The organism is Methylophilus sp. 3sh_L, from assembly GCF_046766015.1.
Taxonomy (GTDB): domain Bacteria; phylum Pseudomonadota; class Gammaproteobacteria; order Burkholderiales; family Methylophilaceae; genus Methylophilus.
Genome location: NZ_JBKOUF010000006.1, coordinates 27,415 through 53,761 on the forward strand (window position 1 = coordinate 27,415; position 26,347 = coordinate 53,761).

The window sequence follows — 26,347 nt, forward strand, 5'->3', positions numbered from 1 at the left end:
TTTGGCACAGAGCCGGAATGGGGCCTTCTTTTTCAAAAGAGGCTACATGGATTATCACGCTGACCGTTTTCAAGATGCTTCTTTGTGGATAGAAAAGGAAGGACAAGCACTTGCCATGTTGCCGGCGAGCCGCGACGGTGACACCATCGTCAGTCATGGCGGTTTGAGTTTTGGTGGTTTGGTCATGAGTGCACGTCTGGGGGCGGCAGATGTGAAAGCCCTGTTCGAGCAGTTACGGGATTACTGGGCAGCCATGGGGGTTAAAAAGCTTATTTATAAGCCTGTTCCGCATATTTATCACAGCATGCCCAGTGAAGAGGACTTGTATGCCTTGTTTAGGCTTGGTGCCAGGACCATGCGTGTGGATGTATCAACCACCATTATGCAGGAGTCACGCTTGCGCTTATCAAAAGGCCGTAAGCATGCATTGTCCAAAGCGACTAAAGCAGGGGTCACGATTAGAAAAAGTGATGACTACGCCAGTTGTTGGCAGATACTCACTGATAATTTGCAAGCCCGACATGGCACCAGTCCCACGCACAGTCTGCAAGAGATATCACTGCTAGCCAGCCGCTGCCCTGAAATCAGTTTATATATGGCTTATCTAGAGGAGCAGCCGATTGCTGGAGTCGTCATGTTCGATTTTGGCCGGGTTGCGCACACGCAATACATTGCGCCTAGTCCGGTGGCAAGAGAGGTGGGGGCGGTGGATTTATTACTGGAAACACTCATCAGCGAAGTCTACGCTGATAAGCCTTATTTTAATTTCGGTATTTCTACCTGCCACAATGGCTTAAGTTTTAATGAGGGCTTGTGTTCGCAAAAGGAAATGTTTGGTGGCCGCACGACGACCTTGCAATGGCTGGAAATGGATTGTGTATGATGCATGATGACCAACGAAAACAGGCGATCTCGGCTTATGAGCAAGCTTATAGTGCCAGCGACTTTGAAGTGATTCAGGCGCGCTATCGCAAAAAACTCTTGCTAGAGTTGTTTGAAAAATATCAACCCAAACATGTGCTAGAGGTAGGTTGCGGTTGGGATACCATTGCGAATCACTGGCAAGACTTTGAAAGCCTGACCATCGTTGAACCTGGCCCGCAGTTTGCAGAAAAAGCCAGAAAAGATACTGCGCAATTAGCAGGTGCACAAGTGATAGAGTCGTTTCTTGAAAGCAGCCATCTGGGCAAACCTGACCCGGCATATGATTTGATCCTGCTTAGCAGCCTGTTGCATGAGGTGCCAGATCCGAAAGCATTATTAGCTAGTGCCAAAGCATTGGCAGATCAAAATACGGTGATTCATATCAATGTACCGAATGCATTGTCTATGCACCGCCTGCTTGCCGTGGAGATGGGCTTGATGGATAGTGTCTACGCGCAGTCTGCACTGCAAAAGTCATTTAATCAGCCACGTATCTTTGATTTAAAACAATTAAAAGCACTGGCAAAAGAACTAGGATTACAAGTGCTTGAAGCAGGCTCTTTTTTGGTGAAGCCGTTTACCCATCACCAAATGATGACGTTGATGCAACAAGGCTTGCTGACGCAGGAAATGCTGGATGGCTTGTGGCGATTGGCCCGGCATTTTCCTGAAAACGGCTCTGAAATTTATGTCAATCTCAAACTTGAGGACTGAAAATGGATACTAAAACAACTGTGATTGTAGGGAATGCTTTAGCTGGAATGGTCGCGGCATTAGAGTTGGCGCGCCAAGGCAAAAAGGTGACCTTGGTCAATCCTGGTGGACCATTGGGCGGTTACTTTGCCGGACTGGAGATTGACGGCGTGATGTTTGATGCGGGTTTAGTCAAGTTTGAGCTGGATGGCTATCTCTCGCAAAACAGTACCTTAGCCAGCTATAACCCAAAGCTACGTAATGATGTGGGCCGCTTTATGAATATCGTGCATGCCTGGGCGCTGCAGTATGCGCCCTTGCATCAGTTTGACATGCCAAAAATGTGGTTGCAGAACAAGGCTTATGACGATGTGGTATTGAGTAATAGCTACCATACCTTTAGTCAGTTGCCTTTTGCCGAGCAAAGTATTCAAGAGTTGCAGCAATTACCTGCTGCAGAGATTCATGCGCGCGAAAAATCCAATGGTGCTCGTTACCATACACTGGATTACCTGACGGCTTCCCTTGCCAATCATGGTAAAGCCATGCATGACCATATCATTGCTCCTTACCTGATGAAGGCACAAGGCGTGACAGCCGACAAAATGCTGGCACGTTATCATCGTGTCGCCTGGTTACCACTCTTCTACCCAGAGACATTGCTGGCCAGCTTTCAGGGAAAATCGGTACCCCTGCAACCCACCGTATTCCATTATCCCAAGCAAGGGGCGGTCGGTGGCATTTGCCGTCAAGTCAAACAACAAGTACTAAGTCATCCCAATATCACCTATGTGCAACAAGCGATTCAAACAGTAGAAAAAAATGACGGTGGATGGCAGTTACAGTTAGGCGAGGGGGCCGTGAGTGGTCCTATTGAAGGTGGCCATTTGGTCTGGACCGGTGCGCCAGCCGCTTTGCTCAAGGCACTGGGGAAACAGCCTACCATAGTGCAAGAGATTAAATCGCCGATTGCAGTACTATTTCTGCGCATTAAAAAAGCGGATATCCGTGATGTGTATACGATTTTGCATGTCCTAGATATGGATAAATGTGCTTATCGGATTACAAATCAGACGGCATGTGCTGATCAACAAGACGAAGATATGAATATTGTGGTTGAGTTTAACCAGAATTATTTCAAACAGTTGTACGGTGAGAATGATTCGGACGCATTCATCGTTGAGAAGTTACTGGCAGAATTGGCGGCCATGAACATGATTGCTGCAGGTGCGCAACCAGTGATTGCGGCCATCAAACGTATCCCGGGTGGATTTCTGGTGCCTGATCAGGCGGCACGGGATGCTTGGGAACAAGATCAGCAAACCGTGGCTGCGCTGCATCCTGAGATTGCTTTACTCGCAATGTCGAGCGGCTTTTTTGCCACTTCACTTAACGATCAGGTCATTCAAGGGTTGTACTATGCAGAAACCCGCCTGGACGCAGAAGCTGAAACAGTTGAGGAAACACTGCCTGCTTAAACATCAATCCACGGACTCGCCATAGATCATGGTGTCGTGGCGATCAATTCACTACGCGTTATTTGGTCGTGAGGCGAGCCTGTCACCTTACTGAAGATAAATGCTGCCTTTTCCAGGCTTTATTAGTTGAATTAATTCGTGCATGCCTATCGTATAGTGGGTTGAGTTACGAGATAGAGCAGGTGTGTGTATGCCACTAGAACATTGCAGAATTATTGAGTTGCCTAAAGTCCATGACCCGCATGGCAACCTCACATTTATTGAAAGTAATAATCAGATCCCATTTGCGATTCAGCGCGTCTACCATGTCTATGATGTTCCCGGAGGGGCGGAGCGTGGTGGTCACGCGCACAAGAACTTGCATCAGTTTATTGTCGCCATGTCTGGTAGTTTTGATATCACCCTGGATGATGGCAAGGATAAGAAAAAATTTCATTTAGCCCGTTCTTATTATGGCTTGTATATCTGCCCGATGATTTGGCGTGAAATTGATAACTTCTCATCTGGTTCAGTATTGATGTGCCTGGCTTCAGAAAAATATGATGAAGGGGATTATTTCCGCCGTTATGATGATTTCATGCGCGCACGTTGGGCTGCTTGAGTTGCCACGTTCTGCCAATATCTGAATTCAAAATATTTAACCATTAAAAAAGGCGCATCATTGATTTGATGCGCCTTTGTTTTTATGACGTGGAAAATGTATTTATGAGTGGCTGACGGTGCCAGCGACTGGTAAAGGCTCGGTCGGTTGTTTAGCAGGTTTTTTGTTTTTGCGGTAAACCTCGCTTGAGGTGGATACATTGGCGCGCATACGGATCAGGTCAGCAATTTCTGCACTGTCTTTTTGATGCTCGCGCGGTGCAAACAAGGCTCTGCCACGCGGATCTGCGTCCACCGGTGGCTCGCATAAATAATAGACGGCCAGACTCTTGCGATAAACACCATAAGGCTGGGTCAGTGGACGGCTCATGCCGTGCCAGGAGTTCTGAGTCGTATCAAAAATCACGGCACGGTTAAATTTGGGGCAGACTTCTTTTAGCAGTTCGCCAGGCTGATTTTGCTCTGCATCGTGGCTCCACAAACCCAAATGTCCGCCATGATATGGCTTGAGTTGCTCCGACACATAAATAATGATGTTGATTTTGCGCTGCAAACCTAATTTGGGATGAATGGAGTAATCCAGGTGCGGATTCAAATTGCCGCCAGTGCCGTGAATATGCCAGCCGCCGCCGTGCAAGCCATTGTCAGCATATAACTGGGTGCCGACGATTTCAGATAGTTTGTCTATGACCAGGGCCGAGTTCAGTGTCTGGAACAGCGCATAGGTCAGCGCAGGGAAAGCATTCCAGTCATTCAATGCTTTTTTGTCTTCGATCTCGTTTTGGTAGTGAAACCAGCGCGAAGAGTCATACTCTGGAAATTCGCGTGCAATCTTTTTCACCAATTCAGGATTCAAGAAATGATCGATGACGGCATGGCGGAAAGGTTTTGCATCTTGAAAGTGATGCATTCCTTTAGTCAGATGATTCAAATCCAGAAACGGTTGCATGAAAATCCCCCTTCGCATTAATTGAGCGTGTTCTGTATTTATATCGGACTTAAAAGCAATTTATTAAGGCGAATATGCGTGGATTTGTACGTTAATTTGTATGGATAGAAGCAAACCGTGCCTTCTTGAGGCCGTGTCTTGAGCGGGAACCTTTTGTTTCTTAATCTGTAGACAGGCGTATCTGTAGAAATGGCGGCAAAACCGCTTTCTATTCGCTGAAATCAATTAGCAGGGGCTGCGATAAAGTGATTCTTAACTTGACGCAACGTTCTTACTATAACGGCCAGTGTTGGCTGAACTTGAGTGAGAATGTGCGAAATCAGATTAATTTAAAACGGATTGAAGAGCTTGAGTGTGGCATTAAGACTTAGCATGAAGCTCGATATTTTTGTACATTAAGGAGACTTAACATGGGTGCAGTCATTAATACCAATATTTCATCATTAAATGCCCAGCGCAATTTAAATGCCTCTCAAAGTGGTTTGAATCAATCTATTGAACGCTTGTCTTCAGGTTTACGCGTAAATAGCGCCAAAGACGATGCGGCGGGCCTGGCGATTGCAACGCGGATGGACTCCCAGATCCGTGGTAACGATGTAGCGATCCGCAACTCGAACGATGCAATTTCTTACCTGCAGGTGACAGAAGGTGGCTTGTCTAAAGCCACTGACGCCTTGCAACGGATGCGTGAACTGGCGGTGCAGGCAGCTAACGGTAGCTACGGCTCTGGCGACCGTGCTAACTTGGATACAGAATTCCAGCAGTTGACGCAGGAATTAACCCGCTTGAGTACTTCAACCCAGTTTAACGGTTTGAACGTATTTGGTGGTTCTGGCTACACCTTCCAGATTGGTTCTGGTTCCGCTGATACTTTGCAGGTAAGTTCGGTGACTGCTGCTTCAGTGTCTGGTAGCGTGGCTACTGCATCAGCAGCGACAGCAGCGATTACAGCGATTGATGCGCAATTGGATACAGTGAATACGTCACGTGCGAGCCTGGGTGCTTATCAAAACCGTTTTGAGGCGGTGATCAGCAGCTTGCAAGTCAATATAGAGAACGTGTCGGCAGCGAAATCCCGCATTATGGATGCAGACTTTGCGGCTGAAACTGCGAAGATGACCCGTAACCAGATTCTGCAACAGGCAGGCACTGCGATGCTGGCCCAAGCTAACCAGTTGCCTAACAGTGTCATGTCACTGATTAAAGGGTAAGCCTAACATAGTTTCAGTTTAAGTCATTTTCTAGATAGCTGTGCTTATTAAGATGGCGGGCCTTTGCCAAGACAAAGGCCCGCCATTTGTTATTTAATTCTCTCAATATGCTGTTGTTACACTAGCCTTGAGGATAGGCTGGTAAAACCCGTGTTGTTTTTCTCAATTTAAATTGCCGGATAAGATATATTAAGTGACTGGTGCGTGGTGACACGCCTGCTCTCTCTTTTGGTCTATTCACATTATTGGGTGCCATACATGATTCCTTTCCTTGATCTAAAAGCCGCTTATGATGAATTAGCTTCAGAGATAGAAGCTGCGCTGTTAAGAGCAACGCGCTCAGGCTGGTATATCGGCGGGACGGAAGTGGACGCATTTGAAGCGCAGTTTGCTACCTATACCGGCGCTGCACATTGCGTGGGGGTAGGGAATGGCCTGGATGCACTGACCTTGGCCCTGCGCGCCATGGATGTTGGGGCAGGGGATGAGGTGATTGTGCCCTCTCACACCTATATTGCAACTTGGCTGGCTGTGAGCGCCGTCGGCGCAACCGTCGTGCCGATTGAGCCTAGTGCCGGGCAGTTTAATATAGATGCAGCGGCCATTGAGGCAAAAATCACGCCTAAAACCAAAGTGATTTTGCCCGTCCATTTATATGGCATTCCTGCTGACATGGATGCGATTTGCGCGCTGGCCAAGCAGCATGGCTTATTGGTATTGGAAGATGCTGCACAAGCACATGGCTCCGCTGTCAGGGAGAAGCGTGTTGGTGCGCATGGGGATGCCGTCGCCTGGAGCTTTTACCCTGGTAAAAATTTAGGGGCTTTGGGGGATGGTGGTGCGGTCACCACACAGCACGACTCTCTGGCGCAGCGCATACGCGCACTGGGCAATTATGGTTCTGCGGTGAAATATTACAATCTGGAACCTGGCGTCAACAGCCGTCTCGACCCTTTGCAAGCTGCTGTGCTATCGGTCAAGCTTTCGAGGCTTGATGAATGGAATACGCGCAGACAAGTGTTAGCGCAGCGATATTTAGAGGGCTTGCAAGGGTTGCCTTTACAACTGCCAAATTCTCCGGCTTGGGCAAAAAGCATCTGGCATTTGTTTGTCATTACCACCCCGCAACGCGATGCCTTGCAAGCGTGGTTGCAGGCAAACAAGGTTCAAACCCTGATTCATTATCCTGTCCCCCCGCATTTGCAACAAGCTTACCAAGCGCTTGGCTGGAAGGAAGGGGATTTTCCCCATGCCGAGCAGTATGCAAACCAGGCCTTGAGTTTGCCCATCGGGCCTCAACTCTCCTTGGAGGCCGTTGACCGCGTGATTAGCTTGGTGCGCGCATTCTTCCAAGCGCATTAGGACGCGCCTCTATTTTCAGTCATTTAAAGTTTTTCCCGCAAGGGTCGTAAATGGTTTCAAGTGCATGATTGACCGTACCGAAATTTTAAACAGCAGGATTAAAGAAATTTCAGGTGAGGTCGATAAAAGTAACAACAACGCTGAATAGCAAACATGTGGTAACAAGTGTATCAACGTTGATCTGACATGCCGATTTGACACTAATTGGATATATGACTCTAAAGGAGATTTAACATGGCTTCTGTAATTAATACTAACGTTGTATCACTGAATGCACAGCGTAACCTGAATGCTTCGCAAACAGGCTTGAATCAATCCATTCAGCGTTTGTCCTCTGGCTTGCGTATCAACAGCGCCAAGGATGACGCAGCGGGGATGGCGATTGCGACCCGTATGGATTCACAAATCCGTGGCAGTGATGTTGCGATTCGTAACTCAAACGATGCGATTTCTTACCTGCAAGTGACAGAAGGTGGTTTGTCCAAAGCGACAGACGCCCTGCAACGTATGCGTGAACTAGCTGTACAGGCAGCCAACGGCAGCTACGGTTCTGGTGACCGTGCCAACCTGAACACAGAATTTACGCAGCTGACTTCAGAACTCAGCCGCTTGAGTACCTCCACCCAGTTTAACGGTTTAAACGTATTTGGTGGTTCTGGCTACACCTTCCAGATTGGTTCTGGCTCTGCAGACACCTTGCAGGTGAGTGCAGTGACTGCGGCTTCTGTGAGTGGCAGTGTTTCCACCGTGTCTGACGCGACAGCAGCGATTACAGCGATTGATGCGCAACTGGATGCGGTGAACACATCCCGTGCTAGCCTGGGTGCTTACCAAAACCGTTTTGAAGCCGTTGTGAGCAGCCTGCAAGTGAACGTGGAAAACATTTCTGCAGCGAAATCCCGGATTACGGATGCAGACTTTGCGTCAGAAACTGCGAAGATGACTCGTAACCAGATTCTGCAACAAGCAGGCACAGCAATGCTGGCCCAAGCCAACCAGTTGCCTAACAGTGTAATGAGCTTGTTGAGAGGTTAATTCTGAGCGCTTAATTCTCAAGACACTAGAATCAATGGCGGGCACTTGTGCAAACAAGTGCCCGTTTTTTACTAACACGACGACAGTTTCCGCCTAGCCATCCTTCCAAGTGGCAGTTTTCGTCTTAGCTATAAGCATTAATGCCTGCCTACAAGTCATTTTTATGGCGTGTTTGCATATGGTACCGATCATCAACAAGCAGCAGTTGCTTCTTCTTTTTTTGACTCCCCTTTACTTCTCTACCAGAAGGCCGCCTGCGGTTTTCTTAAGGTCTGAAAATCAATCGCCAAATTTCTATGCGCTATTGTCTGTTTTAGCGGTGCTTCACACGATAGCTACACATTGTCTTTCAGGATAAGCAGGTAAAAACGCTGTTGTTTTACCAAATTATGCTGGCTTGACTACGGTAAAGTAGGCATGTTGGTGTACCGCTAAACGAATGGAATACCGTGAAACTGGCAGTATTGTATGGATCGCTATGAGATCAGAGTGAGATAAAAGAGATTGCTTGCGTATTGGGAATAAACCAGGACGTGTGGACACTGAGACTAGGCTGGGACTGGCGTAGTGGTGATTTCGCACGGCTTGAATTTGCTATTAATAGATTGAGATTAAAGTTTTTCCGGAAGGAGTCGTAAATAGTTTCAAGTGCATGATTGATCGTACCGAAATTTTAAACAGCAGGATTAAAGAAATTTCAGGTGAGGTCGATAAAAGTAATAACAACGCTGAATAGCAAACATGTGGTAACAAGTGTATCAACGTTGATGTGACATGCCGATTTGACACTAATTTGGATATACGACTCTAAAGGAGATTTAACATGGCTTCTGTAATTAATACCAACATTGCATCACTGAATGCACAGCGTAACCTGAATGCTTCGCAAACAGGCTTGAATCAATCCATTCAGCGTTTGTCCTCTGGCTTGCGTATCAACAGCGCCAAGGATGACGCAGCGGGGATGGCGATTGCGACCCGTATGGATTCACAAATCCGTGGCAGTGATGTTGCGATTCGTAACTCAAACGATGCGATTTCTTACCTGCAAGTGACAGAAGGTGGTTTGTCCAAAGCGACAGACGCCCTGCAACGTATGCGTGAACTAGCTGTACAGGCAGCCAACGGCAGCTACGGTTCTGGTGACCGTGCCAACCTGAACACAGAATTTACGCAGCTGACTTCAGAACTCAGCCGCTTGAGTACCTCCACCCAGTTTAACGGTTTAAACGTATTTGGTGGTTCTGGCTACACCTTCCAGATTGGTTCTGGCTCTGCAGACACCTTGCAGGTGAGTGCAGTGACTGCGGCTTCTGTGAGTGGCAGTGTTTCCACCGTGTCTGACGCGACAGCAGCGATTACAGCGATTGATGCGCAACTGGATGCGGTGAACACATCCCGTGCTAGCCTGGGTGCTTACCAAAACCGTTTTGAAGCCGTTGTGAGCAGCCTGCAAGTGAACGTGGAAAACATTTCTGCAGCGAAATCCCGGATTACGGATGCAGACTTTGCGTCAGAAACTGCGAAGATGACTCGTAACCAGATTCTGCAACAAGCAGGCACAGCAATGCTGGCCCAAGCCAACCAGTTGCCTAACAGTGTAATGAGCTTGTTGAGAGGTTAATTCTCAAGACACTTGAATCATATCCACAGGGGCCTTCCTCTGTGGATTTTAGGCTAAGCAGAGGAGCAGCATCATGACTCAATCTATGGATGGTGTTGGCGGTAACCGCACATTAACGAGTGTGCCCGCAGTAAATAGCTTGAAACTGGTGAAATATGCAGAAGCCAGTGGCGAGCAAAAACCTACCGAAGCGCTGGATAAGGCGACTTTGACAGGCGCAGTACAAAAACTGAATGACTATGTGGCGCCTGCGCTGCAAACCATACAGTTTTCGATTGATGATGACACAGACCGTATTGTCGTGAAAGTGGTCGACACCGAGACACAGAAGGTGCTCAGGCAAATCCCTAATGAGGAAGTGCTGGCCATTAGCAAGACGTTGGACAAATTAAGAGGGCTAGTCATTCGTCAAACGGTGTGATGAATTGTGATTGTATTTGGAGACTAGATTATGACATCGATTGTAAGCTCAACAGGATCATCAGGGTTACCTATTGACTCACTTGTCAATGCCATGATGACGTCTGCCCAGCAGCCGATTACGCAGATCAAGACGCAAGTCTCTACTTACAATACCAAATTGTCTGCTTATGGCACCTTAAAAAGTGGGCTCAGTACCTTCCAAACGGCCCTCGATGGTTTGTCTAACCCAGGTAAGTTCAATGCGCAATCCGTGACGCTGACTGATTCAAACAGTATTAGCGCCACTGCAGATGGTAGCGCTACCAATGGCAACCACAGCATTTCGGTGAGCCAGTTGGCCACTTCGCAACGCATTACCACTTCAGCCTACAGCGATGCCAGTACCACGTTTGGGACTGGGAGCCTTAAGATTTCCTTTGGTACCTATACCCCAGCCAACGGTAGTACGGCAGCTTCTTTTACTGCGAATAGCAGCAAAAATGCCATCACAGTGAATATCGACAGCAGCAACAATACCCTGTCCGGCATTCGTGATGCGATTAACGCACAAAATGCTTCTGTGACGGCTTCTATTGTCAATGATGGCACGGGTAACCGCCTGGTGATCACCTCAATGGACACGGGTGCAGCCAATAGCCTCAAGATTGATGTCACCGATAACGATGGCAATAATACCGACGGTAGTGGCTTATCCACCTTTGCTTATGACCCGACCGCTTCAAGCGGAAGTGGCAAAAATTTAAGTGAGCTTCAGGCTGCACAAAACGCGTTGTTAACGGTTGATGGTTTAAATATCAGCAAGGCGAGCAACAGCATTACCGATGTGATTCAAGGGGTAACCTTGAACCTGAAGGCTGTCACCAGTACGGCGAATTCGATGACGATTGCGACCGACAATAGCGCGATCAAGAGTTCTGTACAGGGATTTGTCGATGCCTACAACAAACTGAATACCAGTCTGCGTAACCTGACAAAGTTCGTCGATGGTGGATCTGATGCCAATGGTCCTTTGTTGGGCGATTCTGTTGCGCGTGATGTGACGGTCAAACTCGGATTAATGATGTCCCGTATTTCACCTACCGCCAGCACCTACCGTACCTTGAGTGACATTGGGGTCACCGTGGGCGATGGCGGCGTGATGACGCTGGACGATACCAAGTTTCAGAAAGCAATGGCGAATAGCCCTTCCGATGTTGCGAAAATCTTTTCCCCTTCGGCAAGCAGTACCGATCCATTGGTCAGCTTTGTCAGCAGTGGCGATAAAACAGTCTCTGGCACCTATGCCGTCAATATCTCACAAGCGGGGAGCAGCTCTCAGGATGTGGCTGGTACCCTGAATGGCGTGAATGCGATTGGCAGTGGTAATACCCTGACCGGCGCGTTTGGTGAGAATAGTGCCGGTTTAAAACTCAGTATTTTGGGCGCTGCGACTGGAGACCGTGGCACGGTGACTTTCAACCGCGGCTTAATCGGCGAGTTTAGTAGCATGCTTGATAGCTGGCTGGACTCCGATGCTGCGTTGGCCACCAGGACAGACGGTTTGCAGTCGTCTATTAAATCATTGAACAAAAAAGCCGATGACTTAAGTGCCAAGCTACCTAGCCTTGAAGCAAGTTATCGTGCCCAGTACGCAAAATTAGATGCATTACTCAGCAGTATGCAAAACCAGAGCAGTGCATTGACACAACAATTAAGTGCAATCAGTAAAAATAGCTAATCGCGGAATATTATCAGGAGAATTATGATGTTTGGATCGAAACAATCTGGCATTAATGCCTACGCCAAAGTAGGTTTGGAAACAGGTGTCGTAGATGCCAGTCCGCTCAAGCTGACGATCATGCTGTATGAGGGCGCTGTGACCGCCTGTATCCGGGCACAACAAGCCATTCAGAAGCAAGACATTACGCAAAAAGGCGAATATATTTCCAAAGCGATCTCCATCATTGAAAGTGGTTTACGCACCAGCTTGAACAAACGCGCAGGGGGTGAGGTTGCCCTCAATCTCGACCAGTTGTACGAATATATGATCCGTACCCTCATGCAAGCCAGCTTGCGTCAGGATAGCGCCAAGGTGAATGAAGTGCAGCAGTTGCTGATGGAGTTGAAGGGGGCTTGGGAAACCCTGGAAAAATCGGGGATGAGCCGCCTTGCACAGCAGAATGCACTGGAAAACTCAGCGATTGCAGAAAAAGCACAGGCTTATCAACATCTGGCCATGGCCGGGGCCTGATATGTCCAAGGCGCTGATTAATACTTATGAGTCTGCTGCCAAAATCATGGAGCAGATGCTGTTGGCCGCGCAACAGAATGCCTGGGAAAAAGTCACTGAGCTTGAGCAGTCTTATATGCTGAAGATTGAAGTGATCAAAACGCTGGAGCAAAACCTGCGTTTGCAAGCCGAGCAACTGAGCCAGGTACAGCATTTGCGCAAGCAGGAGTTGGTGCAGAAAATTTTGGCCGATGATGGTGAGATACGTAATTTGCTGTATCCCGTCATGCATCGCATTACCGATATGATTTTTGATGCGCAGTTGCATGCGCGTACGCCACCGGATGTGATTTAGATGATTCCGATCCCGCAAGTGCTCTCCCAACGTTTCATCGCGAGTGAAACCGAGAGCTTGCGTGCGGTGACTTCTATCATGCCGGTAGAAGGCACCCAAGCCGAAGCGCCATTGTGGGAGCGCATGCGGCCAGGCATGCAGTTTACCGGCCTGATTGTACAGAAAGACGCCGGGCAAAAAGGCGCAGCCAATCCTGGCAATGCCGATCTGGCTGCTTTCAAAGTTCAAATCCAGTTACCCAATCAGCCACCCATGATGGTGCAAATGCAGCTGCCGGCTTACTTATCGCAGCAGCAAACCCTGAATATGCAGTTTATGGGATTGGCGAAAACCCAGGGCAAAGAAGGGGAGGGCTATCCTCAAGTGCGCTGGGGCGTGCAATCTGCAGGCGTAGAGACTGCCAAACTGGCTAGTGCGGGTTTGTTGGCCGAGATGCCGCACGCAGATGCGCATATGGTTAACCAAAGCCTGGTACAGAATGCCAGCGGCCAGGCGACACTGGTAGAACTGAGTCTGCCAGCCAAGCATTTACAGCGCTGGCTGGATGCCACACCTTTTCAGTCTCAATACGCCGTGTTGCAGTCGCAGTCTGTGGTCAGCCAAAGTCCACAAAAGCCGCAGGTGCTGGCACAAGACCTCAAACATGCGCTTGATAGCTCAGGGCTATTCTATGAGTCTCACCTAAAAGAGGCGACCCTAGGGACACGCCCCTGGCATCAGCTCCTGCAAGAGCCGCAAAACAAGCCTCATTTCGTACCGCCTGAGATGGTGTCCCAGCAATTACAAGTGCTGGAGCAACAACGAGTGATTTGGCAGGGTGAGGTCTGGCCTGGTCAGGCGATGGAGTGGCAAGTCAGCGAGCGCCAGAATTCCCAGCAGTCTAGCGAGGATCCGACGCTCAACAGTTTGTTTAGCAATTTGAAATTGCAGCTACCGAGGTTGGGAGAAGTGGCTGTACGTATCACACTGTCTAATGGCCGCTTTAGCGTGCGTGTGCAGCCTACGGACTCAGCCAGCCTCAAAGAAATGCAGTCTGGCCGCAGTGCGCTGGCTATGAACCTGCAAGCTTCTGGGGTGAAACTGGACTCATTACAGATTGTGCGCGAAGAAATCGTATCGCGGGATAAGCAATATGCAGCAGGATAAGACTTATACCCAATCTGCTGTCGCCTTGGCCTATGAAGCCGGGGATTTGGCGCCGCGCGTGGTGGCTAAAGGCAATGGTTTGCTGGCACAGCGCATCATCGCCCTGGCGCAGGAACATGAGGTCTATGTGCATGAGTCACAAGCCATGCTCAATCTGCTGATGCAAGTGGAGCTGGATGCGCATATTCCGCCGCAGCTTTACCAGGCCATTGCCGAGATTCTGGCCTGGCTCTACAAGATGGAACAGGGGCAGGCGGATCATTAGCCTGGCCACTAGCCCCGCTATATCATGCGGAAACGCCAGCGTTGTGCGCTGACTCCTTAATGTTTTGATTTTTCTTTAATTTTTTCGGCCAAGGCCTGTTTCACGCTTGCCATGACGGTTGTCCAATCCTGTGCCTGAGCTCTGACCTGTGCCTGAGCTCTGAACAGTCTGGCCGAGGGATACCACGGGCTGTCTTCACGGGTGAGCATCCAGCGGAAATCTGGTGGATTGGGTAACAATATCCACACGGGTTTGTGCATCGCCCCTGCCAGGTGCGCCACCGAAGTATCCACCGAAATCACCAGATCAAGGGTGGCGATCAGCGCTGCCGTATCGGTAAAGTCGTGCAGCGTTGCCTGGTGCAGGCTGATCTGCGGAAACTCGGCTAAACAAGCCAGATCTGTGTCGCGGACTTCTGTTTGCAGGCAGTGGAAACTGGCATCCAGCGTTAGCAAGTCGGCAAACTGCGCGAGCGGAATACTGCGGTAGCGATCTTTCTGGTGTGTGGTCGATCCTGACCACACCAGGCCCACACGTAATTTTTCCGGATCTGCAATCTGTATGCTGCTGACTTTGTCAGGCGCTGCAAACAAATAGGGCGTGTGTTGTGGAATGGTCTGCAGTTCTGTGTTGAACACAAAAGGCAGGCTCATAAGCGAGCAATGGTAATCATAAGCCTGGTAAGCAGTGCCCGCGGTAATCAGCTCAAATTGCGGCCCTAGCGACCCCAGTAAAGGCAGCAAGCTTGCTGGCGCTTCAATGATCACCTGGGCACCTAAGTCCGCGACCAGCTGGGCATAACGCACAAACTGGATGGTATCGCCCAGCCCTTGTTCTGCATACAGCAAAATGCGTTTGCCATCTAAAGACTGTTCGCCTGTCCACATGGGTTGCGCACAATCGCGGCGGCGTCCGCGCGGAAGGTGCGGCGCGTTTTTACCACTTTCGTACAGACGCCAGCCCTGCGCATAATCGCCAATCAGTAACTGAAACAAGGCCATATTCCAATGCAGGGTAGGATTATCCGGCTCGAGTAACAATGCCTGCTGATAGCAGTCGCTGGCCAGGTCGAGCGCCAGCATATCCAGAAACAGGTTGGCAAGATTCAGATAGAGCAACGCATCCGCTTGGCCGAGCTGCAGAACCTGTTGGTAGCTGGCTAGCGCTTCCTGATGGTGGCCCAAGGTGTGCAGGAGGCTACCCTGGCACAACAGGGCGGGCACAAATGTCGGCGAGTAAGTCAGCATCTGATCGGCGCTGTGCAAAGCTTCTTGGTGACGGCCCAGCCGGTTCAAAGCCAGGCATTTGCTATGCAGGGCTGGCAGTGAGGCTGGATTTAACTGTAAGGCAAACTCGTGATGAGCGAGTGCAAATTCAAACTGCTCCAACTCAAATAGCACGTTACCACACTCAATCAGTGTGGCTTCATCGCTAGGGTTAATGGTTAGTGCCTGGTTAAAGCACTGCAGGGCGAGCTGGGATTGATGCTGTTGCTTGTGTCGCAGGCCTTTGTGAAACCAGGCTTGAAAGTTCGCTGGGTCGTTCTGTAATATGGCTTCAAGCTGCTGTAATGATGGCGCATCTGATGGTTGCTTGAATGCATGAGGCGGGGGCACGCTTGTATTACCGGCAGTATCACGCAAACGCTTTAGCGTGGTAGAGGGAGATGTCGGTATTAAGTCAGACATGTGTAAAGCCTGTATTGTCTATTCTAATGATGGAAACTGACGCCGCTGCTCGCCCCAGAGCCAGCGGGTGAATGCGGTCTAGACTTGCATATTCATCATGTCTTGATAGGCCGTGACCAATTTGTTACGCACCTGCACTGTCGCCTGGAAGGCAATATTGGCTTTTTGCCCAGAGATCATCACATCTGACAAGCTGACGTTATCATTGCCCATGGCAAAGTCCTTGCCCATTTGTTCGGCTTGCAATTGCATATTATTCACCTGGTCTAGCGAAGACTTGAGGGCATCGCTAAAGCTCACCTGGGTAGTCGGACTTGCCTGCGGAGGTTTGGTGACTGCAGGGGCAATCGCACCGCTGCCCAAGCCTTCTGGTTTTTGTGCAGCCGCCCGTAATTGCGCCAGCATGGAGGAGATGCGCTGTGCATCAATACCGCCTGCGTTCATAGGTGTCTCCTTTCATCCTGTAGTCATTCCTAGGTTCATGTAGGGGAGGCCATCGCCTCTTCATCTCATGGTGAGCACTGTATCATTCGGTCACAGAGACTGCTCTGCAAAATAGGCAACATTAATCCGTCTTATTTGCCGATTTGAATAGACAGTGGCAGCGCATAATGTGATCCATGTGAAAGCGTCCTGACAGGACATTGAAGTTTAAAAGGGGGACAGTTTGACCGGTGATACCGGCCAGGCTGCGACCCGCAAGCAGGTAATATTGGAGGTTCAGATGGCTGCTGATGCTGCCTTATTAACAACAAGCAATGAGTCTGACGGGTCGTCCAACATGTTTGGGCAACTCGGGCAAAAGTTACTGCTGGTCGCAGGGATTGCTGCCGTCGTCGCGGTGATGGTGGTGTTCTGGCTGTGGAGCCAGAAGCCTGATTACCGGGTGTTGTTCTCTAATTTTGCAGACAAAGATGGCGGTGCCATCGTCGCCGAGTTAGACAAACTGAATATCCCTTATCAATTCGCCGATGGCGGTGGCGCTATTCTGGTGCCGGCCGACATGGTGCACCAGGCACGCCTGAAGCTGGCGGCACAAGGCCTGCCCAAAGGCGGTAATATTGGCTTTGAGCTGTTAGAAAACCAGAAATTCGGCGTGTCACAGTTTGTGGAACAAGTGAACTTTCAACGTGGTTTGGAAGGGGAGCTTGAGCGCAGTATCCAGTCTATTTCTGCGGTGCAAGCAGCGCGCATTCACCTGGCGATTCCCAAGCCCAGCGTCTTCGTGCGTGAACAGCAATATCCCACTGCTTCTGTATTGTTAAATCTGCACAATGGCCGACGTTTGGATGCACAACAGGTGGCAGCAGTTCTGCACCTGGTGGCAAGCAGCGTGCCTAACTTATCTGCTGATCACGTCACTGTGGTCGACCAGAACGGCAATTTGCTGTCTGACAACGCCAATAAGCTCAAGCAAAGCGGCCTGGATCCAGAACAGATGGCTTATGTGGAAAACATGCAAAGCAGCATTGCTCGCCGCGTGGAGGCTATCATTACCCCGATTGTGGGCGCCAAAAACGTCCATGCTGAAACCAGTGCCGAGATTGACTTCTCGATGACTGAGCAAGCCAACGAATCTTATAAACCCAACACCAAGCCTGACGATATGGCGATTCGCAGTGCGCAAAGCCATGAGGCACAAAACACTGGTGCCAACAACGGTGCAGTACCAGGCGCCTTGTCTAACCAGCCACCGGCAGATGCGACTGCGCCGATTAATGCGCCTGGGGCACAAGGTCAAGGTGACGCAGCTGCTCCGGCCGCTGCCGCCCCCACACCTCCACAAAATACGCAAAAGGACACCACCACTAACTACGAGTTAGACAAGACTGTCAGCTATATCCAGCAGGCCAAAGGCGGTATCAAACGCCTGCATGTGGCCGTGGTGGTGAACCATATCCCAGTGGTGGATAGCACCGGTAAAACCACTTATCGTGCGCTGACGGCTGCCGAGAAACAGCAAGTGAGCGACCTGGCAATGCAGGCCATGGGCTTCAACAAAGAGCGTGGGGATACCATCTCTGTGGTGAACACCCCATTTGTGGCCGAAGCACAGGAAAAACTGGCAGAAACTCCACTGTGGAAAGATCCGGTTGCGATTGAATACGGTAAAGATGCGTTGCGTTTCCTGGCTGGCGTCGTGGTATTGATGATGATTTATAAAAAATTACTCAAGCCCATGGCCACCAAGCTGACTGGCCCCGACAAAAAACAACTGGCCCTGGCGGCAGCACAAAACGCAACCACTGCGGCTGGGACGAGTGCAACCGCCGCGGGGAGCGCGGCTGAAGGTGAAGATACATTGGTGACGCTCAGTGGCGATCCACCGGCTTTGCCTGGCGATGATGGCCGGATGGATCAAACCTTGATGGCCGTGAAACAGGTGGCCAAAGAAAACCCACGCATGGTTGCGAATGTGGTTTCAAGCTGGGCCACTGCGGAGAAATAAACCATGACAGAAGGCCTGACCAAAAGCGCGATTCTGATGCTGGCTCTCGGTGAAGACGAGGCGGCGGAAGTGATGAAATATTTGTCGCCGAAAGAGGTACAGCGGCTGGGCATCGTCATGGCCTCGATGAAGCCTGTGCCACGCGAAGAAGTCACCGAGGTACTCGAATCCTTTATGGTGGATTTTGCTGGCAGCAGTGATTTTGGGCTGGATTCCGATGCCTATATCCGCTCTGTATTGATCAAAGCCTTTGGTGATGATAAAGCCTCCAACCTGTTGAGCCGGATTCCACAATCCCAGGATGCTGCAGGCATTGAAAGCCTGAAGTGGATGGATGCTTTCAGCGTCTCCGAATTTATCAAAAATGAGCATCCGCAGATTATTGCGACAATTTTGTCGCACCTGGAAGCCGATCAGGCTGCAGAAATTTTAGGGCATTTCACCGACCGTTTACGCCAGGATGTGATTTTGCGCATTGCCACACTCGATAGCATTAAGCCGGCAGCGCTCAAAGAGCTCAATGAAGGCATGATGAAAATGTTGTCAGGCAACGAAAACCTCAAGCGCCAGCCGATTGGTGGCGTGAAAACGGCCGCTGAAATCATGAACTACCTGAGTGGTGACAACGAGGCCAAACTGATGGAAGGCCTCAAGAGCTACGATGACAATATGGCGCAGGAGATCATGGACCAGATGTTTGTGTTTGACAACATTCTGGAAATTGATGACAAAGGCATTCAAACGCTGCTGCGTGAGGTGCAATCCGATATGTTGATTGTGGCGTTGAAGGGAACCTCTGATGAAATGAAAGAGAAGTTCCTGCGCAATATGTCCTCCCGTGCAGCCGATATGATGCGCGAAGACATGGAAAGCCGTGGTCCGGTCAAATTATCCGAGGTTGAGGCACAACAGAAACAAATCCTGCAAATTGTGCGCAGGCTGGCCGATGAAGGCCAGATCATGCTGGCCGCCAAGGGCGACGGCGAACAATATGTTTAAATCTTCAGTGTAAGGAAGCATGATGGTGGCTGCAGCGATCCCCAAAGAACAAATGAGTGCCTATCAACGCTGGGAGATGGCGAGTTTTGATGATGCAAACAGCAGCGAGAGCATCCGCCGCAAACAGGCACAGGCTGACGAAGCGGCCCGCACGGTCAGCGAAATTCTCAAGCAAGTGCGCCAGGAAGCCTATGAAGAAGGGTTCAAGATTGGCTACGGTGATGGCATGCAGCATGCGCAGACGCAACTCGAAGCTGAACGCGGCCAGTTAGTGCAAATGGCGCAAAGCTTTCAGCAGGCCTTGGCATTCCAGGATAGCAATGTCGCTGAGTCCGTATTAAGCCTGGCCCTTGATTTGGCCAAAGCCATGATGAAAAGCAAGCTCCAGGCTGATCCACAGGCAGTGATTCCCGTCGTGCTGGATGCCATGCACTATTTACCCCAGGTCAAACAGCCGGCGCGGCTGATTGTGCATCCTGACGATGCACAAGTGCTACGCAGTCATCTGGGTGACACCCTCAAAGAACAAGGCTGGCAAATTGTCGAAGAGTTACAGGTTGAACGCGGTGGCTGCCTGGTCGAAACAGCCGATAACCAGATTGATGCCAGCAATGAAGTCCGCTGGAAACGATTGGTGCAAGGGCTGTCACGCTATGACGACTGGCACAAACCTTCCTTCACCCACGAATAAGTTTTTCACGCTTTAGTTAAGACTACGTCATGACCATTTCAGATTCAGGGCTGCCGACCTTAGACGCGTCTGCAGATAATAGCCCCCAAGTCACCAGTGAGCCCCCCAAGCCACCAAATGTGCATGAGCAACGCTGGCAAAGTTATTTGCGCGACTGTAGTGAACTGATCAATATGATAGACCCGCTGGAAGTGGCCGGGCGCATCGTCAAGGTCACTGGCCTGGTGATGGTAGCCACAGGCATCAAAATGCCGATAGGTGGGGCCTGTTTTATCCCCTTGCAGGATGGCGGGCGCGTAGAGGCCGAAGTGGTCGGATTCGATGGCGAGAATTTGCTATTGATGCCACAAACAGCGGTGGAGGGCGTAACCCCAGGTGCCAAAGTGTTCAGCATGGAAATCGCCGAAACGGTCCCTAAACCACAAATTGGCCGTCCGCCGCGCCGCCGTGCGCAAGACAGAGCGCGCCATTTTCCGGTAGGCGATGGCTTGCTCGGGCGGGTGGTGGATGCCGCAGGTAATCCACTGGATGGGCTGGGTCCGATTCCGGGCGATGTGACTGCGCCACTCAATGGCCGCGTGATTAATCCGCTGCAACGGGCGCCGATTGAAGAAACGCTGGATGTAGGCGTGCGCGCGATTAATGCCATGCTGACAGTCGGCCGGGGGCAGCGTATGGGCCTGTTTGCCGGTTCTGGTGTGGGTAAAAGTGTGCTCTTAGGCATGATGGCGCGCTATACCACCGCCGATGTGATTGTGGTGGGCCTGATTGGTGAACGGGGCCGTGAGGTACAGGAGTTTATCGAACAGATTTTGGGTCCGGAAGGGATCGCCCGCTCGGTGGTCGTGGCGGCGCCTGCGGACGTCTCGGCATTGATGCGCTTGCAAGGCGCCAGCTATGCCACGGCGATTGCCGAACGGTTTCGTCAACAGGGCAAAAATGTGTTGCTGATTATGGATTCACTCACCCGCTATGCGATGGCGCAGCGTGAAATTGCACTGGCGATTGGTGAGCCGCCTGCAACCAAGGGTTATCCGCCCTCAGTGTTTGCCAAACTGCCTGCGCTGGTTGAGCGTACTGGCAACGGGGCGCGTGGCGAGGGCTCGATCACCGCCTTTTATACCGTATTGACCGAAGGCGATGACCAGCAGGACCCGATTGCGGATTCCGCACGCGCGATTCTGGATGGACACATTGTATTGAACCGTAGCCTGGCCGAAAGTGGCCATTATCCGGCCATTGATATTGAGCAGTCTATCAGCCGCGCCATGCACAACATTACCAGCAAAGAACATCAGCAGGCGGCACGCATGCTCAAGCAATGGTATTCACGCTATCTGCGTAACCAGGATTTGATCGCGGTGGGCGCCTATCAGCCAGGCTCAGATCCGATGCTGGATATTGCCATTAGAAAACGCGACGATATCAATGCTTTTTTACAGCAGGATATTGATGAGTGTGCCGACATGCAGCATAGCTTGCAGCAACTGGCGAATACACTGACTTTATAGAATTTAGCCCATGGCCAAACAATCGACGCAAACCCTGACCTTGCTTAACCAGCTGGCTGCTGACGAAGTAGAAGCCGCGATGCAAGCGCTGGCCAAAGCCATGCAGCAGCTGGAACAGGCACAACAGCAACAAGCCATGCTGGCCCAATACCAGCAGGAATATGAGCAGCAATGGCAGCAGGTGCTGCAAAATGGCCTTAAAGCGGATTTATACCGTAATTTTCAGGGCTTTTTCTCGCAATTGGAATTGGCGGTCAGCACGCAAAATGCTCAAATCGAACAATGTCAGGCGATTGTGCAGCAGCAGCGGTTGCACTTGCAGGAAAAACAGCGCAAGCAAAAGTCTTATGAAGTCCTGATTACGCGGGCCGAAACCATGCAGGCCAAGGCTGAAAACAAGCGTGACCAGAAAATGATGGATGAGTTTGCCAGCCGCGCCAGACGCGCACGTTGGTAATTACCGGGAGTGATGTAATGGCCTTGATTAATTCACCCGTACTGCCTAGCCAGGCATCAGAAGCGCTTAAATCGCCTATGGCGCAAGCTGGGAGTCAGGAACCAGTAGCGCCTGATGCGTTTTCGCAAACCTTGCGCAAGCAAATGGCGCAAGCCAAACCTTCATCCCCTGAAAACAAACCAGCCTCATCAAAAAATGAGACAAAAACTGAACAGTCTGCGACATCGCATGAGTCGCCTGAGCAGCCTGAAAATGCCAGTGTGGCAACAGGCCATACGGAACCAGAGGCCACGGCATCCGGCAAAAACGTTCCGCAGCGGCCAGCTAAATCTGGCGCAAAATCCAAAGTAGACGATGCCTCTGGCCAGGCCGCTGTGGATACTGCCATGATCACTGCGCATCCTGCTGCGGTGGGTAATCCTGCCAGCACGACAGATCGCACCAATGTCGCTGATGCCAAATCAGATGATAAGAAACCCAGTGCGGATGTGACTGAAGAACAAAATCCAGCCGCCGCGGGCATTATGCCGTGGATGCAGACCATGCTGGCCATGCGTGGCAGTCAGCCTGCGGATACTACAAAAGGCGCTGTGGATAGCGGATTGACTATAGGCAATGGCCGATTTGTCGCCACCGGCCAGGATAAGGCTGCGGTTCAAAGTGGGTCAGGGGAAGCTTTGCAGCCAGCAACTGCCTCTGTTAAAGACACACTGACGAGCGCAGTAACCGGGACGCAAGACGGTAAACAGCCTGCTATCGCATCTAAATCAGACAAGGCAGGCGAAGGCTTCGCTGCCTTGTTGACCAGTAACAAGCTCGCCAACACAGAGATCAGCCTACCTAAAGGCATGGAACAAGGCATACGCGGGCATGAGTCTACGCCTGTGTCGCCGACATTGACTATGCCGCCCATGCTAGAGGCCATGCAGAATAGCCCTTGGTTACAAGCTGCTGGCGTCACCGATATGAGCCAGGTGGTGACCACCCAGATTACGACGCCGTTTACCGATGAGCGCTGGCAAGCGGCGATTAACCAGCATGTGATGCAGATGGCCAGCCAGAGTGATGAGGTCGCCAGCCTGACCTTGTCACCGCCGGATTTGGGACCTATCCAAGTGGTGTTAAAAGTGGATAACCAGTCCGTGAACCCCAGTTTTATCACAGATAACCCGTTGGTACGCCAGGCACTGGAGGATGGTATGCAGGATTTGCGTGACCGCATGCAGTCGCAGGGCCTGCAATTAGGCCAGACTTTTGTGGGTAACGGGCAGCAGGCACAACAACATTTTGAACAGCAATCTGGCCGTGAAGGTGCCCGTGCTTCAGCATCCGCAGCTGACGCTGACACCGCGCTAACTCCGCAAACCGCAGTACAGCCACGCGTGGTGCGTGGCCTGGTGGATACGTTTGTCTAAAAAAGCGCTTGCCTGGTCGGCAAGCGCTCTCTATAGCATAAAGGTCGATTTAACGCTGATTTTCCCCTTTTATCCGGCAATGTTTTACGCCCTCCCATCCGCATAATGACATCATCTATCGTCAAAGTTTTACAGTAAGAAAGGTTGTGTCATGGCTCAAGAACCAGCAAAAGCAGACGGTGCAGCAGAGGCAGCGCCCAAATCCAAGAAAAAACTGATTGTGATCCTGGCCGTGGTGCTGGCATTGGCTGCTGGCGGTGGCGCTGCCGCTTTCTTCCTGATGAAAAAACCTGAGGCGCAACAAGCCAAAGGCAAGCATAGCAAGGCTGAGAAGGAAGATGGCCATGAAGAAGCGGCCGCTGAGGGCGAAGAAGAAGAGGCCGCAGCCGATGAAGAAGAGGAAGAGCATGAAAGTGGTGGTGGCGGTGGTCACGGTGAAGCTGCTGCAGGCCCGGCTTACTTGCAATTTGAAACCTTTACCGTCAATTTGCTGCCTGATCCCGATGAAAAATTCTTGCAACTGGACCTGACCATTGAAGCCAAAGACGCTGCGCTGGCCGACAAGATCAAGGCACAAATGCCGCTCATGCGTAACCGTGTATTGATGTTGCTCACCAGTAAAAAAGCCTCGGATATTGCCACGCCTGAGGGTAAGACTCAGCTCAGTGAAGAGTTACTGGCCGAGTTGAAGAAACCCATGAAAAAGGGGGGTAAGCCGCTTAAGATTAAACAGGTGTTGTTTACCTCATTTGTGATTCAGTAATGCCTGAGAGTCCTTATGTCTGCAGATAAATTCTTATCACAAGACGAAATCGACGCCTTACTCAAGGGCGTCGAAGGCGACGATGACAGCGATTCCTCTAACAAGGATGAGGCGGGTGTCCGTAACTATAACCTGGCTACGCAAGAACGGATCGTGCGCGGCCGGATGGCCACGCTGGAGATTATTAACGAGCGCTTTGCCCGCTTGTTGCGCATAGAGTTATTTAATTTTCTGCGCCGTACCGTGGAGATCTCGGTCGGGCCAGTGAGGATCATCAAGTACACGGACTTTATCCGTAATCTGGTGGTGCCTACCAACCTTAACCTGATTCATATGAATCCCTTGCGTGGCACCGGTGTACTGGTCCTGGATCCTACCTTGGTGTTCTTGCTGGTGGACAATATGTTTGGCGGCGATGGCCGCTTTCATACCCGGGTAGAGGGGCGCGACTTCACCGAGACCGAGCAGCGGATTATCCAGCGCGTACTGAACATCTTGTTTGATGCTTACCAGAAGGCCTGGGCGCCGATCTACCCGGTGCAATTTGAATATATCCGTTCGGAGATGAATACGCAGTTTGCCAGTATTGCAACGCCGAACGAAGTCGTGGTGGCCATCACCTTTAATGTGGAGCTCGGCCCGAATAGCGGGGAAATCCATTTTTGCGTGCCTTACGCCATGGTGGAGCCGATCAAGGACTTGCTGACCTCGTCACTGCAAGGGGAAAACCTGGGCGGGGATAAGCGCTGGGTCAAACTGATGACACAGCAAATCCAGGCGGCAGAGGTAGAAATCGTCGCCAACTTGACCACACGCAAGATGATGGTCGCTGACCTGCTGGCATTGAAAGTAGGCGATGTGATCCCGGTCAACATCCAGGATACGGTAGAAGGTCAAATTGATAACGTCCCCATTATGGAGTGCCGTTATGGGGTATTTAATGGGCAATATGCGCTCAAGGTGGAAAAAATGATACGTGCTGACGGTAGTCAGGAACAATTGCAAGGAGAGTCATGATGGCTATGGATCCCGCGACAAGTAGTAGCGAAGAGGAATTGGATGCCGCGCTGGCGAGCATGGGGATGCCTGAGTCTGAAGGGGTACAAACCATTGCTGAGGATGATTGGGGTGCGGCGATGGCCGAGCAAACCCAGGCAGAGTCTGCTGCGCTGCAAGAGCCGGTCAGCAAGGCCGCGGTGTTTAATGAGTTTAGTACCAGCAATAAACTGGAAGGCACCCAGAACGACATTGATTTTATTCTGGATATTCCTGTTCAGCTGACGGTAGAGTTGGGCCGTACCAAGATTTCGATCAAAAACCTGTTGCAATTGGCACAAGGCTCCGTAGTCGAGCTGGATGGGATGGCGGGTGAACCCATGGATGTGTTGGTGAATGGCTGCCTGATTGCCCAAGGCGAAGTGGTGGTGGTGAATGACAAGTTTGGTATCCGCCTGACGGACATCATTACGCCTGCGGAACGGATCCGTAAATTGAACCGCTAAGTACCCAGGATGGTGATACGCATGATGTCTTCTTACCGGTGGCTAGTAGCCGCCGTTGTCAGCGGTACTGTTTCCCCGTTGGCCATGGCTGCTACCGCAGCAGCCCCTGCGGCACCAACTGCCAGCGATACCCTGGGCCGTATGGTGTGGGGAACCGTGATTGTCTTGCTGGCGATTGCCGGCATTGCTTGGTTTTTTCGGCGTGTCCTCCCGGGACAAACGCATCCTTCACGTGGCGTGATCAAGCAGGTAGGCGGTTTACAGTTAAGCCCACGTGAGCGCGTGGTTGTGCTTGAAGTAGGCGGCCGTTGGCTGGTGGTGGGCCTGCATGGCGGGCAAATGACGGCTTTAGGTGAGGTGAGTCCGACGGCGGCTGAGTCTAGCGCCCTTGATCACTTAGCCACGCCTGAGGCTTCCTCTAGCACGGGCATAGACCCGCAAGCCTCTTTTGCCGTGCGCTTGCAACAAGCCATGCAAGCCACCTTGCAACAGAAAGTCAAATCTTTCAAAAACAAGCCTTGAGTGGCTTATTTCCAGCCTTTGATTAGGCGCTCCCCAGCGTAGACTAACCCTAACTTATTTTAGGTCTTGCGTGCTT

General features: G+C 50.9%; 27 protein-coding genes. 24 read left to right on the top strand and 3 right to left on the bottom strand.

Annotation, left to right across the window (positions count from 1 at the left end):
* The first annotated feature begins 46 nt into the window (after nucleotides 1-46).
* From ACIDF8_RS11455 to ACIDF8_RS11470, 4 genes are all read left to right on the top strand, one after another.
* Complete coding sequence (locus tag ACIDF8_RS11455; RefSeq protein WP_412010746.1) at nucleotides 47-883, top strand: GNAT family N-acetyltransferase; 837 nt, start codon at nucleotides 47-49, stop codon at nucleotides 881-883.
* A complete protein-coding gene (locus ACIDF8_RS11460) occupies nucleotides 880-1,638 on the top strand; it encodes a class I SAM-dependent methyltransferase (protein ID WP_412010747.1) in 759 nt (252 codons plus the stop codon). Before ACIDF8_RS11455 ends, ACIDF8_RS11460 begins: the two co-directional genes overlap by 4 nt.
* 2 nt (nucleotides 1,639-1,640) lie before the next feature.
* Complete coding sequence (locus ACIDF8_RS11465; RefSeq protein WP_412010748.1) at nucleotides 1,641-3,095, top strand: NAD(P)-binding protein; 1,455 nt, start codon at nucleotides 1,641-1,643, stop codon at nucleotides 3,093-3,095.
* Nucleotides 3,096-3,285: 190 nt separating this feature from the next.
* Nucleotides 3,286-3,696, top strand: coding sequence for a sugar 3,4-ketoisomerase (locus tag ACIDF8_RS11470; RefSeq protein WP_412010749.1), 411 nt, complete (start codon nucleotides 3,286-3,288; stop codon nucleotides 3,694-3,696).
* 102 nt (nucleotides 3,697-3,798) lie between these two features.
* Here ACIDF8_RS11470 and ACIDF8_RS11475 read toward each other — a convergent pair whose 3' ends face one another.
* Nucleotides 3,799-4,644, bottom strand: a complete 846-nt coding sequence (locus ACIDF8_RS11475) for a 2OG-Fe(II) oxygenase (protein ID WP_412010750.1) — start codon at nucleotides 4,642-4,644, stop codon at nucleotides 3,799-3,801.
* Nucleotides 4,645-5,054: 410 nt separating this feature from the next.
* Here ACIDF8_RS11475 and ACIDF8_RS11480 point away from each other — a divergent pair, with 410 nt between their 5' ends.
* The 10 genes from ACIDF8_RS11480 to ACIDF8_RS11525 all read left to right on the top strand — a co-directional run bounded on the left by ACIDF8_RS11480 (nucleotide 5,055) and on the right by ACIDF8_RS11525 (nucleotide 14,274).
* Complete coding sequence (locus ACIDF8_RS11480; RefSeq protein ID WP_412010751.1) at nucleotides 5,055-5,855, top strand: flagellin; 801 nt, start codon at nucleotides 5,055-5,057, stop codon at nucleotides 5,853-5,855.
* Nucleotides 5,856-6,113: 258 nt separating this feature from the next.
* A complete protein-coding gene (locus tag ACIDF8_RS11485; RefSeq protein WP_412010752.1) occupies nucleotides 6,114-7,217 on the top strand; it encodes a DegT/DnrJ/EryC1/StrS family aminotransferase in 1,104 nt (367 codons plus the stop codon).
* A 234-nt stretch (nucleotides 7,218-7,451) separates the two neighbouring features.
* On the top strand, nucleotides 7,452-8,252 hold the full coding sequence (locus ACIDF8_RS11490; protein WP_412010753.1) for a flagellin: 801 nt from the start codon (nucleotides 7,452-7,454) through the stop codon (nucleotides 8,250-8,252).
* Nucleotides 8,253-9,075: 823 nt separating this feature from the next.
* A complete protein-coding gene (locus ACIDF8_RS11495) occupies nucleotides 9,076-9,876 on the top strand; it encodes a flagellin (protein WP_412010754.1) in 801 nt (266 codons plus the stop codon).
* Between the two features lie 73 nt (nucleotides 9,877-9,949).
* The gene (locus tag ACIDF8_RS11500; RefSeq protein WP_412010755.1) at nucleotides 9,950-10,297 is read left to right on the top strand and encodes a flagellar protein FlaG; all 348 of its coding nucleotides are present in this window, start codon (nucleotides 9,950-9,952) and stop codon (nucleotides 10,295-10,297) included.
* A 30-nt stretch (nucleotides 10,298-10,327) separates the two neighbouring features.
* The gene (gene fliD / locus ACIDF8_RS11505) at nucleotides 10,328-12,016 is read left to right on the top strand and encodes a flagellar filament capping protein FliD (protein ID WP_412010756.1); all 1,689 of its coding nucleotides are present in this window, start codon (nucleotides 10,328-10,330) and stop codon (nucleotides 12,014-12,016) included.
* 24 nt (nucleotides 12,017-12,040) lie between these two features.
* The gene (gene fliS, locus ACIDF8_RS11510; RefSeq protein ID WP_412010757.1) at nucleotides 12,041-12,529 is read left to right on the top strand and encodes a flagellar export chaperone FliS; all 489 of its coding nucleotides are present in this window, start codon (nucleotides 12,041-12,043) and stop codon (nucleotides 12,527-12,529) included.
* Nucleotide 12,530: 1 nt separating this feature from the next.
* Nucleotides 12,531-12,863, top strand: a complete 333-nt coding sequence (locus ACIDF8_RS11515) for a flagellar protein FliT (protein ID WP_412010758.1) — start codon at nucleotides 12,531-12,533, stop codon at nucleotides 12,861-12,863.
* Nucleotides 12,864-14,009 (top strand): flagellar hook-length control protein FliK, encoded by a 1,146-nt coding sequence (locus ACIDF8_RS11520; RefSeq protein ID WP_412010759.1) that lies wholly within the window; start codon nucleotides 12,864-12,866, stop codon nucleotides 14,007-14,009.
* Entirely contained in the window at nucleotides 13,996-14,274 is a 279-nt protein-coding gene (locus ACIDF8_RS11525) for an EscU/YscU/HrcU family type III secretion system export apparatus switch protein (RefSeq protein WP_412010760.1), read from the top strand. Before ACIDF8_RS11520 ends, ACIDF8_RS11525 begins: the two co-directional genes overlap by 14 nt.
* 56 nt (nucleotides 14,275-14,330) lie before the next feature.
* Here the strand turns inward: ACIDF8_RS11525 and ACIDF8_RS11530 are convergent, their stop codons facing one another.
* Both ACIDF8_RS11530 and fliE read right to left on the bottom strand, forming a co-directional pair.
* Nucleotides 14,331-15,962, bottom strand: coding sequence for a tetratricopeptide repeat protein (locus ACIDF8_RS11530; RefSeq protein ID WP_412010761.1), 1,632 nt, complete (start codon nucleotides 15,960-15,962; stop codon nucleotides 14,331-14,333).
* A 78-nt stretch (nucleotides 15,963-16,040) separates the two neighbouring features.
* Nucleotides 16,041-16,406, bottom strand: a complete 366-nt coding sequence (fliE, locus tag ACIDF8_RS11535; protein WP_412010762.1) for a flagellar hook-basal body complex protein FliE — start codon at nucleotides 16,404-16,406, stop codon at nucleotides 16,041-16,043.
* A 280-nt stretch (nucleotides 16,407-16,686) separates the two neighbouring features.
* Here fliE and fliF point away from each other — a divergent pair, with 280 nt between their 5' ends.
* From fliF to fliO, 10 genes are all read left to right on the top strand, one after another.
* Nucleotides 16,687-18,411 carry a flagellar basal-body MS-ring/collar protein FliF gene (fliF, locus tag ACIDF8_RS11540; RefSeq protein WP_412010877.1) on the top strand — a complete coding sequence of 575 codons (1,725 nt, stop codon included), beginning with the start codon at nucleotides 16,687-16,689 and terminating at the stop codon, nucleotides 18,409-18,411.
* 3 nt (nucleotides 18,412-18,414) lie between these two features.
* A complete protein-coding gene (gene fliG / locus ACIDF8_RS11545; RefSeq protein ID WP_275354926.1) occupies nucleotides 18,415-19,410 on the top strand; it encodes a flagellar motor switch protein FliG in 996 nt (331 codons plus the stop codon).
* A 19-nt stretch (nucleotides 19,411-19,429) separates the two neighbouring features.
* Nucleotides 19,430-20,101 carry a flagellar assembly protein FliH gene (locus tag ACIDF8_RS11550; RefSeq protein ID WP_412010763.1) on the top strand — a complete coding sequence of 224 codons (672 nt, stop codon included), beginning with the start codon at nucleotides 19,430-19,432 and terminating at the stop codon, nucleotides 20,099-20,101.
* A 29-nt stretch (nucleotides 20,102-20,130) separates the two neighbouring features.
* Nucleotides 20,131-21,612: a flagellar protein export ATPase FliI gene (gene fliI / locus ACIDF8_RS11555; RefSeq protein ID WP_412010764.1), complete on the top strand. Its 1,482-nt coding sequence runs from the start codon at nucleotides 20,131-20,133 to the stop codon at nucleotides 21,610-21,612.
* 10 nt (nucleotides 21,613-21,622) lie between these two features.
* Nucleotides 21,623-22,069, top strand: coding sequence for a flagellar export protein FliJ (gene fliJ, locus ACIDF8_RS11560; RefSeq protein ID WP_412010765.1), 447 nt, complete (start codon nucleotides 21,623-21,625; stop codon nucleotides 22,067-22,069).
* 17 nt (nucleotides 22,070-22,086) lie between these two features.
* Nucleotides 22,087-23,484, top strand: coding sequence for a flagellar hook-length control protein FliK (locus ACIDF8_RS11565; RefSeq protein WP_412010766.1), 1,398 nt, complete (start codon nucleotides 22,087-22,089; stop codon nucleotides 23,482-23,484).
* A 151-nt stretch (nucleotides 23,485-23,635) separates the two neighbouring features.
* Complete coding sequence (locus ACIDF8_RS11570) at nucleotides 23,636-24,247, top strand: flagellar basal body-associated FliL family protein (protein WP_412010767.1); 612 nt, start codon at nucleotides 23,636-23,638, stop codon at nucleotides 24,245-24,247.
* Nucleotides 24,248-24,262: 15 nt separating this feature from the next.
* Entirely contained in the window at nucleotides 24,263-25,264 is a 1,002-nt protein-coding gene (fliM, locus tag ACIDF8_RS11575) for a flagellar motor switch protein FliM (protein ID WP_412010768.1), read from the top strand.
* 59 nt (nucleotides 25,265-25,323) lie between these two features.
* On the top strand, nucleotides 25,324-25,749 hold the full coding sequence (fliN, locus tag ACIDF8_RS11580; protein ID WP_412010878.1) for a flagellar motor switch protein FliN: 426 nt from the start codon (nucleotides 25,324-25,326) through the stop codon (nucleotides 25,747-25,749).
* Nucleotides 25,750-25,770: 21 nt separating this feature from the next.
* Nucleotides 25,771-26,271, top strand: coding sequence for a flagellar biosynthetic protein FliO (gene fliO, locus ACIDF8_RS11585; RefSeq protein ID WP_412010769.1), 501 nt, complete (start codon nucleotides 25,771-25,773; stop codon nucleotides 26,269-26,271).
* Nucleotides 26,272-26,347 lie beyond the last annotated feature (76 nt).